Source organism: Mycobacterium sp. TY814 (genome assembly GCF_030755175.1).
Taxonomy (GTDB): Bacteria; Actinomycetota; Actinomycetes; order Mycobacteriales; family Mycobacteriaceae; genus Mycobacterium.
Window position 1 is genome coordinate 510310 of sequence record NZ_JAUFRY010000002.1, and the last position, 16415, is coordinate 526724.

A 16415-nucleotide genomic window follows, 5' to 3' on the forward strand; every position below is an offset into this window, starting at 1 on the left:
CCTCTGAATCAGTCTTCGGAAGCGGGCAAGTGTGCTGTGCAATCGATCGGACGAGGGATCATCGGCGCCTCTAGAACAGCGTGAGCGGGCCGGCAAAGCTGATCGGAATCCGGTCGATCGTGATCGACGGCAGATCGAACGCCGGCAAAGCACCGGACAGCCCCTGCCCCAACGGAATTCGCGGAATTGTCAGACCCGGGAAGGTCAGCGACGGGATGGTCACCGACAGCGGCAGGCCGACTTCGATCGGGTCCACGGGGATGGAGAATCCGGGAATGCCGCCTGGTGGGGTCGCCACGGTGAACCACGGGATTTCCCATGCGGGCGTCGTGCTGGTGCTGGATCCGCCGAGATTGATCTGCGGGACAAGGCCTCCACTGAAATAGATCGCACCGGTGGTGGTCGCAAGGCCGGTCTTGATCTCGTCGAAATGCAGGAACGCGTCGGCGGCCAGCTGGGGGATGCTGATGGGCTGGACCGAGACTGGGCCCGCGGTTGCGCTCGGGTCGAGTCCCAGGTGAAGGGGCGGTGTGGAGAAGGACGGAATGGTGATCGGACCGATGCCGCCGCCGAGGTCGAAGCCCAGCGGAATCGACGGAATGTGGAACGAGGGGAGTACGGCGGGGCCGATGCCTCCGTTGGCGGTGACGTAGAGCAGTTTGTAGGGCGGCAGCAGGTTGTCCGGGGTGGCCAGTTTGACGATGGCGTCCAGGCTGGCCTGGATGGCGGGGATGGTTCGGGCGGGAATGGTGAAGCCCTTCGGCCCGGCGGAGAGATTGAGGTCAACCAGGTTGTTGGCCGGGAAGGTCAGTCCGTTCGGGAAGAGCGTGGCGCCGTCGACACCGCCCGGCAACCGGAAGCCAAACGGAATCTTGTCGATCATGACGGCCGGCGTGTTGAACGCGTGCGTGCCGCCGCTGAAGATTATCGAATACGGATCCTGGGTCGCGCTGCCGAGGACGAGGGGGTTGACAAAGAGCAGGTCGGTCAGCGGACCCGAACCGATCGAGATATAGGCCCCCGTAGGCGCGGGGACCGGGTCCCAGGGCGCATTGCCGCTGGTCCATATGACGAATGGCGATATCTTCGTCGCCGCGGTCTTGAACGCGTCGAAATGGATGGTCGCCAACGGGTCGTTGAAGATCGCGGGAATCGTTTGGGACGGGATGCCGATCGGACCCAGGCCGATGTCGCCGGTGATGTCGATGGGGATGTTCGGAAGCTCGATCGGCGGGATGGTGAAAGCCCCATGGCTCAGGCCGAAATTGAGGCCCAGAGGAATGGTGGGAATGGGGAGGTCCGGGATCTTTACCGGGCCCAGGCCGCCGGAGAACTGGAAATCGACCAGGTTGAGTGACGGGGGAATGCCGTCGATGGGGTTGAGCAGGGTGGCGTCGAGGTGCACGTGCAGCGGAATGGGGTCGATCGTGTAGCCGTCCGGGAAGATCGTGAACGGCTGCAGGCCGCCGGTCAGCGTGTAGGTGACCGGAATCGGGTTCTGCGGGATGGACAGTCCACCGGGGAACAGGGTGAAGGCGGGGATGCCGCCGTGGGTGTCGATGGTCAGGGGAATCGGGGAGGTCGCAATTCGCGGGATGTTGATGTCCGGAAGGTTCAGCGTGATGCTGCCGGTCCGGGCATCGGTGGCCCCGTTCTGGACGAGGATGCCGGCGGTCGGTCCCAGAGTGTTCAGCTGCTGGCTGATCGCGAACTGCCCGAACGACCACGGGGGCAGGTTGTCGGGCTTGTATTGGGCGTTGAAGCCGATCGCCGGAAGCTGCAGCGTCGACGCGGTGCTGGCGGGGATGTTGAGCGGAATCACGATCTGCTGCGCCGGCATGTTGAGGCCCTCGAAGAGGGTGATGGCGGGCAGCGCCACGCCTTGGTGGATTTCCACCGGTATTGCGGGCACGTCGATCTGCGGCACGGTGAAGGGATTGATGTAAATGGTCTCGTTGATGTTGATCGGCACCCCTGGAACGTGAATGGGGTCGATGTGGACGGGACCGAGGTTCTGGTTGATGTCCAGAAGGGTGATCCCCAGACTGGGGTCGGCCACATTCTGGTAGTCGCCCGTGAAGAGTGCGCCGATGCTGTGGTCGCCGGAGATCAATATCCCGTCATTGAAGTCACCCGAATTGGCCAATCCGACATTGCCGTCGCCGCTGTTGAACAGGCCGGAGTTGACATTGCCGGGGTTGAACGCGCCGAGGTTGGCGTTACCCGCGTTGAAGAAGCCCAGATTGCGCTCGCCGGCATTGCCCAGTCCGCTGCTGAAGTTGCCGGCGTTGAAGAGGCCGGTGCTGCCCAGACCGGAGTTGCCGATACCGACGTTGTTGCTGCCCGAGTTGAAGAAGCCGACGTTGTTGGTGCCGGAGTTGAACAGGCCGATGTTGCCGGTTCCGGAGTTCCAGCCGCCGAAACCGTTCTGGTTGTCGCCGACCAGCCCGATGCCGACGTTGCCGGTGCCGGTATTGCCGAACCCGATGTTGCCCGACCCGGCGTTGCCGAATCCGAAGTTGCCCGACCCGGCGTTGCCGAGGCCGACATTCTTGCCCACCAGGGCGCCTAAAGCACCGTTGCCCCAACCGATGTTGGCATCGCCGATATTTCCGCCACCCAGGTTGTAGCTGCCGATGTTGCCGTTGCCGAGGTTGAGACTGCCCAGGTTGCCGCTGCCGAAGTTGTATACACCGGCGTTGCCCAGTCCCGCGTTCATCAACTGCTGCTGGAGCCAGGTCGTACCGGAGGTCAGCACGTCGCCCAGTTGCGGCCCGATGCTCCCCGGCAGGGCGAGGTTCGATCCGATCGGGATGGCGGGAATAAGTGTTTCCGGAATGGTGAACTGCGGTATTTCCGTCGCGAAGTCGAGCGGAATCGACTGTGTATAGCCGATGCCCGGGATGGTGGCGGCGGAGACGATGTCCAACGGAATATCGATTGGAATCGACCCGCCCAGCGAAAGCGGCGGAATGGCGATGGGCGACGTCATGAAATCGAGCGGCACCGTCATTGCATCGATACCCTGATTGACGACGAAGGCGAAGACGTTTCCTTCGAGTTGTCCGCCTATGACCGGTATGCCCCGGAGAGTGAACGGTATCGAACCGATGTTGACATTGATGCCGATTGGCTCGCTGGTAAGGGTTCCGGTGGTGCCGAACGGCGGAATGACAATGGGCTCTTGCGTGACGAATCCATAGTTCGTGATGCCGTTCAAGCCCAGGCCGATGGCGGGGGTGGGAATAGTGGGTAAGCCGAGGTTCAGGTTGATGTTGCCGGTTCCCCCCGCACGGATCGCCTGAATGAGCGGCGCCGCCGGAATATGGATGGGACCGATGCTCCCGGTGGTGGGCACCGGGGTCGGCGAGAGCACCGTGGCGTTGATTCTGAACGGGAATTGATCGATGCGGAAGCCGTCCGGAAAAACGGTGAACGGATCGGAGCCGACGGAGAAATTGGTGAGGCTGACCGAGTTTTCCGGGAATGTGAGGCCACCCGGGAACAACGTCATGGGATTGATGCCGCCGTTGAGGCCCAGAGTGACGATGTTCTGTGCGGGAATGCTGATGTCGGGCAATGCCAGTGGGGTGGTCGCCAGATCGAGAGTCTGCGGACCGTAGAAAAGGGCGTCGACCGCGACGTTGATGTTTCTCAGAACGAGAGAAGGCAGGCCGCTGCCCAGACTCATGCTGGCGATGTCGATGCGTGCGTTCGGGCCGCTGATCGGGCCGAGCTGGAGCTGCCCGGTGAGATTGAGCGGGTCGAGAAGGTTGACCGAGGAAATGGTGTTCTGGGCCAGGGCCACGGTGCCCGTCGCGTGCAGCGGTATCTGCGGAATGGCGATCTCGGGAACGGTGAAGCTGCCGATGCTGACGGTCGCGTTGGTGATCGCGGCGTGCGCCTGCGGTATGGCGATGGGTGCGACGTGGACGGGCCCCACGATGCCATTGGCCGTGATCGTGAGGGGAATCGACGGAAGTGGGAACAGGGGCACCACGCGATCGGCGCGGACGACGGTATCCACTGACGCCGGGATCGCGTCGATGGTGATCCTCGGCGTGCTGAAGCCGTCGATCTGGCCGGCCGTGCTGATCGTCAGCGGAATGGCGTGCTCGGGCAGGGAGAATCCGGGGATGGTGAAGGCCCCGGTGCCGGCCTTGATGCCGACATCGAAGTGCAGCGGGGCGTCGGGGATGCTCAAACCGCCCGGGAACAGCGTGAGCGCAGGGGTCGTGTAGCTCAGCTGCGCGGCGATGGGATTGACGCCGGGGTTGATGAAGACGCCCTGGCTCAGGAAGAGGGGCCCCGCCCACAGTCCGGACGTCTGAATGCCGCCCGGCACCAGATTGAATCCGGGAATGGTGATGATCTGAGTGGGGAACTCGATGGCCGGCACCAGGGTGATGGGCGACACCGTCAAGGGGCCGATGTCGATCGGAATGCTGAAGTCCACCAACGGGATTGCCGGGACGTGGATGGGTGGAACGGTCAGCGGCCCCAGCAAGAAGGTCTGGTGGAAGTTCAGTGGGATGGTCGGAAGGATCTGAATCGGTTCGATGGTGATCGGGCCGACGGCTCCGGCGACGTTCAGTTCCAGGGGAAGGGTGATCGGGAAGATGTCGAAGCTGGGGCCGGTGGCGCTCAAGAATCCGGTGAGTGGATTGCCCGCATTCAGCAGGCCGAGCAGACCGAGGTCAGCCGCAGCCGCTCCCGCGGCGCCGGAGACGAGAGTCCGTGCGATACCGGCGCTGACGAATCCCGTGCCCGGCTGGCCCAGAATCCCGGGAAGGCCGCCCGGGACGGGCCCCGTACTCGAGACCGGCGCACCGGGGCCGCCGGCGATTCCCTGCGCCGTCGCGGCCACCGAGTCGGCGGCGGTCATCAGGCCGGAGATCCCGCCGAGCAACTGGGCCGGTCGGGTGAAGGACTGCAACCCCGACACCAGCGACGACGCGTCCAGGTGGTATCCGGCCATGGCGGCCACGTCCTGCGCCCACATCGCCTCGTAATCGAATTCGGTGGCGGCGAGCGCGGGCATGTTCTGGCCGAACAGGTTGGACAGCGCGAGTGACACGAACTGCGACCGGTTCGCCGCAACGACCGCCGGGTGCACCGTGGCCGCCAACGCTGCCTCGAAGGCACTCACCACCGCACGCGCCTGCACTGCCGACGAGTCGGCCGCGGCCGCGGCCGCGGCCAGCCATCCCGCGTACGGCGACGCGGCCGCCGCCATCGCTGCCGCCGAGGGTCCTTGCCAGGACCCGGCAATCAACCCTGACGTGACCGAGTTGAACGATTCCGCGGCCGAGCCCAGTTCGGCGGATAGTCCCTCCCAGGCAGCGGCGGCCGTCAGCAAAGGTCCGGAACCCGCACCGCCGTGCATCAGCGCCGAGTTGACCTCCGGCGGAAGAACGAAAAAGCTCAACTGCCCCACCTCTGCTGAAACATCGCGGAATCCCCGTTCGATTGAGGAGGTGAGCTTATATCTCGGCGGGCGCCGGCATTGCGCTATTCGAAAAAGCCACTACGCGAAATGTGCGGACACCACAAAGGGTGTGCACATTGCCCAAACTGATTGTGCACATTGCCTAGCAGAGCCAAAACGGGTGGTCGATCCTCCGAAGTAATGGTAGGCGCTCAGCGGGCGGCAACCGTTGATGTGCGCGGGATATGCGCGCTTAGTGCATTCTCACTGGAAAGCGACTCGCGCGAATTCAGCGGGAGACCGCTTTCGCCGGAATGAATACATTATCGCTGCCGCGCGGATGTACCACTTGCGGCCACCAGAACCACCGCCCCAGCAAAGTCGCGATGGACGGCATCAACAGCGTGCGCACGATCAACGTGTCGAGCAGCAGGCCGATACACACCGTTGATCCGAACTGACCGAGCACCCGCAGGTCGCTACCGAGCATCGACGCCATGGTGAACGCGAACACCAGGCCGGCGGCGGTCACCACGCCGCCGGTGCCGGCCATCGACCGGATGATGCCCGTCTTGAGCCCGGCATGAATTTCTTCTTTGAACCGGGAGACCAGTAGCAGGTTGTAGTCCGAACCGACGGCCAACAGGATGATCACCGACAGCGCCATCACGATCCAGTGGATCTTGATACCGAACAGGTCCTGCCAGATCAGCACCGACAGCCCGAATGACGCGGCGATGGAGCTCGCCGCCGTACCGACGATCACCAGTGCGGCCACCACGCTGCGGGTCAGCAGCAGCATGATCATGAAGATCAGGGTCAGCGCTGAGACCACCGCGATCATCAGGTCGTACTTGGCGCCGTCATGCATGTCCTTGAACGTCGCGGCGGTACCGCCCAGATACACCTTCGCGTCGGACAGCGAGGATTGCTTGAGACCCTCCTGCGCCGCGGTCCGTTCCGAATCGACGCGCGAAATCCCTTCCGGCGTCATCGGATCGCCCTGGTGGGTGATGAAGAATCGCGCAGACTTGCCGTCCGGCGACAGGAACATCCGCAGACCGGTCTGGAAGTCCGGGTTGTCGAACGCCTCGGGCGGCAGGTAGAAGAAGTCGTCGTTCTTGGAGGCGTCGAAACTCTGGCCCATCACCACGGCGGTGTCGCTGAGCGCCTTCATCTGATCCAGCATTGCCGAGAAAGTCGCTTGCATGGTCAGCGTCAGCGCTTTGGTCGTCTTCATCGTGGTGATCATCGGCGGGATCAGCACCAGCATCGAGTGCGTGGCATCCGCCGTGCGCTGGATGTCTTTGGTCAGCAGGTCGAACTGCCCTGCCAATTGATCGAATCCGTCCAGCGACTCGAACAGGGACCGCAAAGACCAGCAGATGGGAATGTCGAAGCAGTGCTTCTCCCAATAGAAGTAGCTGCGGATCGGGCGCCAGAAATCGTCGAAGTCGGCGATGTGGTCACGCAGGCGGTTGGTGATCTCGGCGGTTTCGGCGGTGGTTTTGGCGCTGTCGTCGGCGGCGTTGGACAGTTCCGACGTCACCTTGTACATGCGCTCCATGGTCTCGATCATGAACTGCATCTCGTCGGCCATCTTGGTGATGTCCTTCATGCGGTCCTGCAGGAAGGCCATGTTCTGCATCGTCGTCTGGCTCTGCATGCTGTTCTGAAAAGGTATGGAGCTGTGCTGAATCGGGATACCCAGCGGTCTGGTGATGTCCTGCACCATGGCAATACCGATGGTGCGCATCACGTTCTTGGCCACCCGGTCCAGCACCAGCATGTCGGCCGGGTTGCGCATGTCGTGGTCGGCCTCGACCATCAGCATGTCCGGATCCATCCGCGCCTGCGAGAAGTGCCGGTCGGCGGCCTGCTGGCCGAGGTTGGACGGGGCCGACGCGGGCAGGTAGTAGCGGTCGTTGTAGCTCGTCACGTAGCTGGGCAGGGCCACCATCCCGATCAGGACGATCGCGGAGCTGACAGCGAGAATCGGTGCGGGCCAACGCACCACCGCGGTGCCGACCCGCCGCCACATGCGCCCTTGGCGCGCAGTGCTCTTGGATTCGAAGAGGTGGAACTTGCTTCCGGCGAAGACCACCGCCGGCCCGAGCGTCACGCCGGCCAGCACGACCACCAGCATGCCGATCGCCACCGGTGCACCCATGGTGTTGAACCAGGGCAGCCGGGTGAAACTCAGGCAGTACGTCGCACCGGCGATGGTCAGGCCCGAGCCCAGCACGACGGGAGCAACCCCGCGAAAGGTGGTGTAGTACGCGGTTTCTCGATCCTCGCCGGCACGCAGCGCTTCCTGATAGCGCCCGATCAGGAAGATGCCGTAGTCGGTGCCCGCTGCGATCGCCAGCATGGTCAGAATGTTGGCGGCGAAGGTGGTCAGTCCGAAGACGTTGTGGTAGCCCAGAACTGCCACGATTCCCCGTGACGAGGCGAGCGCGACGAAGGTCATGAACAACTGGACCAGGGTGGTGACGATCGATCGGTAGACCAGTAGCAGCATGATCGCGATCGCGCCCAGGGTGAACAGAGTGATGGTGGCCAGGCTGGCGTTGCCGATGATGTGCATGTCGTCGGACAACGCCGCGGGACCGGTCACATAGGACTTCACCCCGGGCGGTGGCGGATTGTGCTCCAACACCTTTCGGACCGCGTCGACGGAATCGTTGGCCAGCGTGGTGCCCTGGTTACCCGCGAGGTTGAGCATCACGTAGGCACCTTTGGCGTCGGCGCTCTGGGCACCCGCGGCGGTGAGCCGGTCACCCCAGAAGTCCTGGATGTGCTGGATGTGCTCGTGATCCTGGCGCAGTTGGCGGATGATGCCGTCGTAGTAGCGGTGAGCGTCGTCGCCCAGCGGCTGCTTGCTCTCCAGCACGATCATGACCGTGCTGTTGGAGTCGAACTCCTTGAAGTTGTGGCCGAGTCGCATCATCGCCACCATCGACGGGGCGTCGACGGGGGTCATCGGTGCGGAGTGTTGTTCGCTGACCTTTTCCAGCGTCGGAACGATGACGTTGACCAGAACCGTCAGCACCACCCAGGCGATGATGATCGGCACCGCGAAGATGCGGATGGTGTGGGGGATGAGGGGCCGGTGACCGCGCTCGGTGGTTGCGGCGGGCTCGACCGTGATCGGTGTGGTGTCGTCGGTGGCCGTCCTGTGGTTGAGGTCGCTCATGCCGACTTCACCAGGCAGAAGGTCTGGGGATTGACGCCGTCGGACTGTTTCTCTTCCTTGACCACGTTGTCGACCGTGATCCGGCAGCCGATCTGGCTGCCGTCGCTCTGCGCCACGATGTTGGCGCTGACCGAGGGCAGTGTCGTCGAGATCGTGAACGTCCACGGCAGCGGCGCCGCGTTGACCTGGTGAGTGTTCGCGTCGGCATCCCAGTAGTTGATGTTCGCGGTGGCCCCGGCCGGCCCGAAGATGTCGTACTTCACGACCTTGGGGTTGAACTGGACGATCTCGATGCCCGCACCGGCGTTGGCGTTGAGGTCCTGGGATCCGAAGATCTTGTGCAGCCGCGACACGACGAGTCCGGAGACGGCCAGCACCACAATCAGAACCAGCGGTATCCATGCCTTGCGGAAAAAGCGGGTAGTGGGACCCGCGATCGCACCAGCCTTCATCGCCACCGCCTTTTACGAGTCTCCGGCCACCTGAAGGGTTGTAACGCGCCGTGGGACAGCTTGCTTCCCCCGGCGCCCCGCCAGAATATTTGCTCGGCTAAGTATGTTAGCCCTTAGTGGACGGCAGCGTTCCGTCAGGGGCCGGTACTGTGCCGCAGGACACAGTCAGTGCGCGACCCGGCCGGTGACCGGCGGCAGGTCGGCGAGCGTCACGATGCCCGGCCTGGCGGCCACCACGGCAGGCACGGCGTTGGTCACCGGCATCGCGGTGTAGATCATGCCCAGGCCCATGAATCCGGGTTCGGTCCAATCCTTCGGCGGCAGGCAGTGCAGCACCGTGCGCATGTTGGGCAGGCCGAACACCTGAATCACGTGTCCGTGCTCGAGCGGCTTGGGTGGCACGACGTGATCGCCCATCGTCCAGTTGAATCCGACGCTGACGACGTTGCGGTCGCCTTCCCAGGCGCGGTGATATCCGTAGACGCCACCGACAGTGCCGGCGGGGATGGTCATGAACCCCAAATCTGTGTCGCCGGTCGCGGCGGTGAAGGTGACGTCGAAGGTCATCCGGTCCACCCGCGCGCCGATGGCATCGGCCATCATCGCGGCCGACTCGGCGAACACCTCGCTTTCCCGTCGCACGCTCTCGGCCAGGCCGGGTGTGGCGGGGTCTTGGGAGAAGCCCATCGCGGTCTGGGTTCCCGCCGACTCATAGGTCGAGCAGTCGACCGACTCGGTGATACGGATCTCGTCGACACGCTCGCAGGACGCCGAGAGCACCATGCCGACCATGTTCGTCATCCCCGGGTGCGCGCCGCTGCCGAAGATGCTCGAGTCGCCCCGTTCGCACGCCGCGAGGATGCGCTCGCGGTCCTGCGTAGTCTGCTTGCCGCCGGTGATCCACGCCGCGCTGGTGCACACGTTGACGCCCGATTCCAGCAACCGCACCAGCTCATCGATGTTGGGCCACAACGGGTTATAGCAACACGCGTCGGCGCCCAGCGCGATCAGCGCGTCGATGTCATTGGTCGCCTGCACCCCGGTCGGCTCCGGCCAGCCGGCCAGCTCGGCGGCGTCCACGCCTACCTTGTCCGCCCCGTGCGCGTAGACCCCGACGAGTTCCATGTCCGGGCGCCCGATGATGGCGTGCAACGAGCGGCGCCCGATGTTTCCGGTGGTCCACTGGATCACCCGCAGGGGACGGTCGGTGCTGGCTGTACTCATCGGGCTCCTTCGCTGTGACGGCAGCCATTATTGCCGCACCCGTCTTTTACCGGGCACCCCGGTTCAGCACGGACATGGCGCCCGACAGGATCTGGGAGAGCGGGTCGGCCCCACCACCGAAGGTGGCCTGGGTGGCCGGCGCCGTGACGGCCGCCGGGTCGTAGCCGTTCACCGGGTCCACCTGGACCGGAGCGGTCAGTGGATCGTCGTTGCGCGTGTACCCGGCATTGACCATCGGCAGCAGCACCGCGTCGAGCTCGTTGAGCGTCTGCTCGGGCACGCCCGCGTACTGGAACGGCAACACCAGCGGCAGATGCCGTTCCGGGATCAGATAGGTGGTCGTCGTCGCGCCCCGGGAGTTGACCGTCGTCCGGATGTTCTGCGGCGGCACCATGCTCGGGTTCGTGAACGCCACCGCGGTGTGGCCGGTCATGAGCCCCACGAGCGTGTTGGCCAGCGACATCCAGTTGTCCGGCCGGTCGGGGAAGTCGGCGATCGAGTCATAGGCGGAGATGAACATCTTGGTGTCGTACTGGCTTTCGACGGGCGGCGGTACCGGATAGTCGAGCGCGGGAACCACACTGCCCACGGGGAACATGGCGGTCAGAAAGCTCTGGCCGAAGGCATGTCGCGCCACCGGGTCGCCGAAAGTGGCGAACGTCAGTTGATCGGGGGGCGGAGCGGTCGGATCGGTGGCGAGCCGGGCCTGCAGGGCGTTGAGTACGAGCGCACCCTCGGACAGGCCGATGGCCGTTCCCGGGCCGCCCTGGCGGATCGCCGCGTCCAGGTTGTCCGCCCCGGTGACGACCGATTCGCCGACACTCGGTCCGTCCGCGCCCAGGCCCGGAAACATCTCATCGAGCTGACCGATACCCGGAAAAAGTCGTCCCAGCACGTGCCCCTGTACCTGGCCGGCGGGGTAGTCGACGATCTGGCGCCGCAGCCCAGGAAACCACTCGGCACCTTCGCGCCGGATGTACTCGTCGTACGGGATGCCCAATACGTGCGCGCCACCGAGTGCATACGCCGTCCCACCACCTGGTGGGGGATCGGCCGGCGTCTCGTCTGCGGTGGCCGCCGGGCCGCCGAAACACCCTGTGGCCGCGACGATTCCCAGCGCGGTAACCCCCGCGAGTAGCTTCTTCATCCCCACTCCTGGCCTGATCGGGGCCTGATCGGCTCGGTTCCGCGAGTCTCGCACACCCGCACGCGGTCCCGCTAATTCGGTCGTCACCCGGCGCGTCCGGACAGCGGCCGCCGCGTGTTCAGCCGCTTACCCAGTCGTGAAGGCCACCAGCTCGCCCGTCCGATCAGGGTGGCCACGGCCGGCACCGTGATGGTACGGACCAGGAAGGTGTCCAGCAGGATGCCGACACCGATCACGAAACCGCCCTGGACCACCGTGCCGATGCTCGAGAACAGCAGACCGCCCACCGAGGCCGCGAAGATCAGGCCGGCCGCGGTGATCACGCCGCCGGTCGAGCCCAGGGCGCGGATCACGCCGTACCGCACGCTGCCTGGCGACTCGTCGCGCATTCGCGAGATGAAAAGCATGTTGTAGTCGGCGCCCACCGCGACCAACACCACGAAAGCCAATGGTGGCACCGACCAGTGCAATTGCTGGCCGAGCAGGAATTGAAAGACCAGGACACCGATCCCCACCGCGGACAAGAACGAAACGACTACGGATCCAACCAAATACAGCGGCGCGACAACCGCACGCAGCAGCGCCATCAAGGTCAGCAATACGACGATCAGGGTGACGGCGATGATGAATCGAATGTCGTGCCGGTAATAGTCGCGGGTGTCGCGCAGCGTGACGGGATATCCCGTCATCGAGATCGAGGCATCCGACAGGGCGGTGTTCGGTTGCGCGCTGCGCGCCGCGTCAGTGATGGCGTTGACCTGATCCATCGCTTCCGCGCTGAATGGGTTGAGTTTTGTTTGCACCAGGTAGCGCACCGAATGTCCGTCCGGCGAAATGAAAAGCCGGGCCGCCTTCTTGAACTCGTCCATACGCAGTAGCTGTGCCGGAATGTTGAAACCGGCCATCGACGGTTCTGCGGCTTCGTTTTTCAAAGTCAGCAGGAATGCCGCCGCCTCACCGAGACCGGCGCCCAGTTCTTTGACCTGGCCGACGAGCTGTTCCACCCCGTCGGCCACTTGCCGGCTTCCGCCCGCGGCCCGGTCGGCACCGCGCTGGAGATTGTTCAGGCCGGCCTGCAGGCCACCGGGCTGGTCCAGGCCCATGGCATGCACCGCTTTGTTGAAGCTGGTCAGTGCGTTGCGCAGGCGGTCGACCGTCGCGTTCAGGGTTTGCCGGTCCTGGAAGGTTTCCATCTGGCGCGCCAGATCGTTGATCTGGTCGAGGCTGCCGTCGTCGCGTGCGGCGACCAGCCGTTCGAATTGCGCACGGGTGGCGCTGCACGAGGTGTTCAGGTCGCAGACCGGGTTGCCCTGCAGCGCCACCAGCACCGGGGCCACCCAGGCGAACATGTCTCGCACGGCGGTGAAGTTCAGGCCCATGGAGTTGCCGAGCGCATTGATGCTGTTGACCAGCTTGGCGGCGGTGGAGACCTCCCTGACCAGAGTGTCGCCACCGTACTGGTTCTTCATCGACGAGAACGAGTCGAGCAGTCCCTGCATGCCCGAAACCATCTGGCTGACCTGGCCGCGGACGTCGCCGAGGTTGTCAGCCAGGGTGTCGGCGCCTTTGGCCAGCCGGTTCAGGTCATCGTTGCGGTCGCTGATCATCGCCGAGCCCTCGCCCAGCCGCGCGCCGATGGCGCCCGCCTGATAGGTGGCCCGAAACTCCTCCGGCACCGCTCCGGTGGGCCGGGTGATGCCGCTGACGGCGGCGATGTTTGGCAGCTGGCTGACCCGGTCCGCCATCTGCTCCAGGTCGGCCAGCGCCCGCGGGGTGCGCAGGTCGTGCGGGGACTGGACCAGGATGTATTCGGGAATGGTCTGGTTCACCGAGAAGTGCCGGTCCAGCGCGGCGTAGCCGAGCGAGCTGGGAGCCGACGCCTGCACGGCCTTGCGGTCGTCGTAGTTGTACCGCACCAGGCCCGCGCAGCCGGCCAGGATGATCAACACCAGCACGCTGGCGACCAGGTGGGTCTTCGGCCGGCGCACGATGCGTATCCCGGAGCGTCGCCAGAACCCCGCGGTCAGCTCGCGCCTGGGCTTGACCCAGCCGCGTGGTCCCGCCACGACCAGGATCGCCGGCAGCAGCGTGACCGCTGCCAGGAACGCGACGCCGACGCCGATCGCCGAGGACACCCCGACCGTGGAGAAGACGCCCATCCGGGCGAAGCTGATGCCCAGGAAGGTGAGCCCCACCGTGGCCGCGGAGGCGGCGATCACCTTTCCGATGGAAAGCAGCGCCCCCCGCACGGCGTCGTCGAAATCCGCGCCGCGCCGCAGATAGTCGTGATAGCGGCTGATGAGAAACACCGCATAATCGGTTCCCGCCCCGGCGATCATGGCGCTCAGGAAGACGATCGACTGGTTGGACACCCCCAGCCCGCTCGCCTGCGAGACTCCGCCGACCACGGCCTGAGCGATCACCATCGAGATGCCGATGGCAATCAGCGGCAGCAGCATGGTCACCGGGTTTCGGTAGACCAACAGCAACACGACGAGCACCAGAACAGCGATCGCGAGCTCGATCGGCAGTCGATCCTTCTCACCCGCCACCGTCAGGTCGGCGACCGTGGCGGCCGGACCGGTCAGGTTCGCGGTCAGTGACGTGCCGGCGAGGTTCTGTTTGACCACACCGGTGACCTGCGTGAAGGCCGCGTAGGAGCGGGGAGTGCCCAGTTCGCCGGCGAGGCCGACCGGCAGCACCCAGGCCTTGCGGTCCTTGCTGGTCAGCACCGAACGCAGCGGGGGCGTACTGACAAAGTCCTGCAACATGACGACGTTGCGGGTGTCCGCCCGCAGCGCGGCCACCAGCTTGCGGTAGGTGACTTCGTCGGCGGGCCCGAGGCCCTTCTCGTTGGTGAGGACCACCAGCAGCAGGTCCTCGTTGCCCGACTCGTGGAACGCCTCGGTCATCTTCCGTGCGGTGACGGCGGAGGGCGCATCGCTGGGCAGGATGGCGAGCGGGTGCTTTTCGGCCATGTCGCTCAGCGACGGCAACGTGAGCGGCAGTGCGACCGCCAGCGCCACCCAGAGCCCGATTACGGCCCAGGGCCAGCGCACCGCAAAATCGGCTAATCGTCGCAAATTGTCCCCACCTCAGGTTCTCGCGTTCCGCGCCCGCAGGCTACCGCCGTTGCCATCCGGCCGTTCATATTGTGTGTCGCCCCCGCCGCGACTTTGGGCATTTTCGCCGAACGGCGACCATAGAAATCCGCAGCCTCCGAAGATCTCCCAAGTCCTCCCAGACTACGTGACGCGTCCCCAATGCCCGCTATCGGCGACCCGCGTGCAGACGGATTTCATCGCCTCGACATATCGGGCGACTGATTTCTGCGCGATGGGATTGTCGGGGAACATGACCGCCATGGCGGTGCCCTGCTCATACCGGAATATGTAAATGGTCAATTGATAGGAATATCGCCGGTCCGAATAGATTCCGATGCTCTTCGCGGCACTCATTTCCGCAGCGGCGATCACGGCATTCAGTGGAGCCGCGCCCCCGTGCAGAAAATTGGTTACCGGAAAATTTGGCCGCGGCCATTCCAGCCACGGGGCAATTTCCAGCACCCGGTAATACGGCACCTTTGCCATGTCCAGGCTCGAATCGAACGATTCCTGTGCCGACCACGCGGCTTCTGCGAACGACGCCGCGGCGATGGGAATGATGATGGGTACCAGGCCGGTAAACCAGCCCTGGGTCATGAAATTCTCGTCGCTCTTGCGGGAGTCCCGGGGAGTCAGCGCGTAATAAGTGGATGCCCCGGTGAACTCGTGGTCCACCAGTGCCATGCAGGCGAAAAGGCCGCCGACGAAGCGCGCCCCGGCCGCCGTGCAGGCGGATTCGAATCGGGCGGTCTGTTCGGCGTCCATCAGGTTCTCGGTGACCATGTCGCTGTTGGTCAGCTCCAGCGGGTTTCCCAGCGGAAGGGGGAATTCGGGAAGGCTGCCATTGTTGTTCTCGGCGAAATCGATCCATTTACGGACCTGTGGCGAATCCAGGCCCAACTCCGAGGTGCGCTCGCGCTCCCGGACGCAATAATCGTCGTAGCTGCCGGTGTCGGGCAGCGCCAGGCCCTCGTTGCCGCCCACCATGGATGCGTACACGGCGTTGGATTCCAGCATCGTGATGCCGATCAGCGTCGCATCGCCGTGCACATGGTCGATGCTTGCGTAGAACGTGAAGTGATCGTCGCTCTGGATGATTCCGAACGAGAAGCAGCCCCACTGCAGCGGGTCCGGTGTCGCCACCACGTGGTCGTGTATCTGTTCGACGGTCAACTCGCCGTGATCGACGGGTATGAATTCGATGTGAGCTGAATCCGTCATCGTATGCCTGACGATGTCGCCGTTATCGTCGAACTCGAACCAGCTGCGGTACGTGTCATGCCGGCGCAGATATGTATTGAGCGCCTGGTTCATGATCGCAATATCGCAATGTCCGGGCGCCTCACAAGTGGCGATGAGCAGTCGCGAAAAGTCGAGACCGGCATCTTTTCTCTGGCGGTAATTCTGCAGATGCTGGCCCTGCATATAACTCACCGGCACCGAACTGACCGGTGCCAAACGTGCCTTTTCCCTCGCGGCCTGGGTCGGATGCCAGGAAATTAAGGTGCCGGGGCGTACCGTCCAATCCTCGAGTGAGCCGATGGTGATTTTCCCGATTTGCAAATCTTCCTCCCGGGTCGCGCCACCTTTCGCTGGCAGCGGTCGGCGCCGATAACACGATAACCGCTTCGGCAATCACGGTACCGGCCACGTCGGAATGCGAGCGGCGACTCGCATTCGGCCACCGGCTATGGTAAAGGCTGGTACCCGAGCGCACGACGGCCGCGCCACCTGGTAATTTCCCGATGTCGGCGCGAGGCGCATTCCTGCTTGTAATAATCGCGGTGGGGGAGATCCGTCTGCTGCTCGACCGGGCCGTGGCACAGAGGGAAACCAGTCTCCACCGGCCAAGCTAGAGAGGACA

The 16415-nt window shown here is 64.3% G+C and carries 7 protein-coding genes; all 7 read right to left on the minus strand.

The genetic code is table 11. The features are described 5' to 3' along the window. Window positions 1-70: 70 nt before the first annotated feature. Window positions 71-5428 carry a PPE family protein gene (locus QXH22_RS16055; RefSeq protein ID WP_306276282.1) on the minus strand — a complete coding sequence of 1786 codons (5358 nt, stop codon included), beginning with the start codon at window positions 5426-5428 and terminating at the stop codon, window positions 71-73. A 289-nt stretch (window positions 5429-5717) separates the two neighbouring features. Further along, window positions 5718-8624, minus strand: a complete 2907-nt coding sequence (locus tag QXH22_RS16060) for an RND family transporter (RefSeq protein WP_306276284.1) — start codon at window positions 8622-8624, stop codon at window positions 5718-5720. Continuing rightward, window positions 8621-9076, minus strand: a complete 456-nt coding sequence (locus QXH22_RS16065) for an MmpS family transport accessory protein (RefSeq protein ID WP_306244575.1) — start codon at window positions 9074-9076, stop codon at window positions 8621-8623. The genes QXH22_RS16060 and QXH22_RS16065 overlap by 4 nt, the downstream gene beginning before the upstream one ends. Before the next feature lie 165 nt (window positions 9077-9241). Next, complete coding sequence (locus tag QXH22_RS16070) at window positions 9242-10300, minus strand: dihydrodipicolinate reductase (protein WP_306244573.1); 1059 nt, start codon at window positions 10298-10300, stop codon at window positions 9242-9244. Between the two features lie 46 nt (window positions 10301-10346). After that, window positions 10347-11447 carry an acyltransferase PE gene (pe, locus tag QXH22_RS16075; RefSeq protein ID WP_306244570.1) on the minus strand — a complete coding sequence of 367 codons (1101 nt, stop codon included), beginning with the start codon at window positions 11445-11447 and terminating at the stop codon, window positions 10347-10349. Window positions 11448-11530: 83 nt separating this feature from the next. Next, complete coding sequence (locus QXH22_RS16080) at window positions 11531-14530, minus strand: RND family transporter (RefSeq protein ID WP_306276285.1); 3000 nt, start codon at window positions 14528-14530, stop codon at window positions 11531-11533. A gap of 162 nt (window positions 14531-14692) precedes the next feature. Beyond that, complete coding sequence (locus QXH22_RS16085) at window positions 14693-16114, minus strand: condensation domain-containing protein (protein ID WP_306244566.1); 1422 nt, start codon at window positions 16112-16114, stop codon at window positions 14693-14695. Between the last annotated feature and the right edge of the window lie 301 nt (window positions 16115-16415).

Excerpts from the sequence above, each read along its gene's own strand:
- QXH22_RS16070 (WP_306244573.1), bottom strand. The coding sequence starts at position 10,300 with ATGAGTACAGCCAGCACCGACCGTCCCCTGCGGGTGATCCAGTGGACC.
- QXH22_RS16065 (WP_306244575.1), bottom strand. The coding sequence starts at position 9,076 with ATGAAGGCTGGTGCGATCGCGGGTCCCACTACCCGCTTTTTCCGCAAG.
- pe (WP_306244570.1), bottom strand. The coding sequence starts at position 11,447 with ATGAAGAAGCTACTCGCGGGGGTTACCGCGCTGGGAATCGTCGCGGCC.
- QXH22_RS16060 (WP_306276284.1), bottom strand. The coding sequence starts at position 8,624 with ATGAGCGACCTCAACCACAGGACGGCCACCGACGACACCACACCGATC.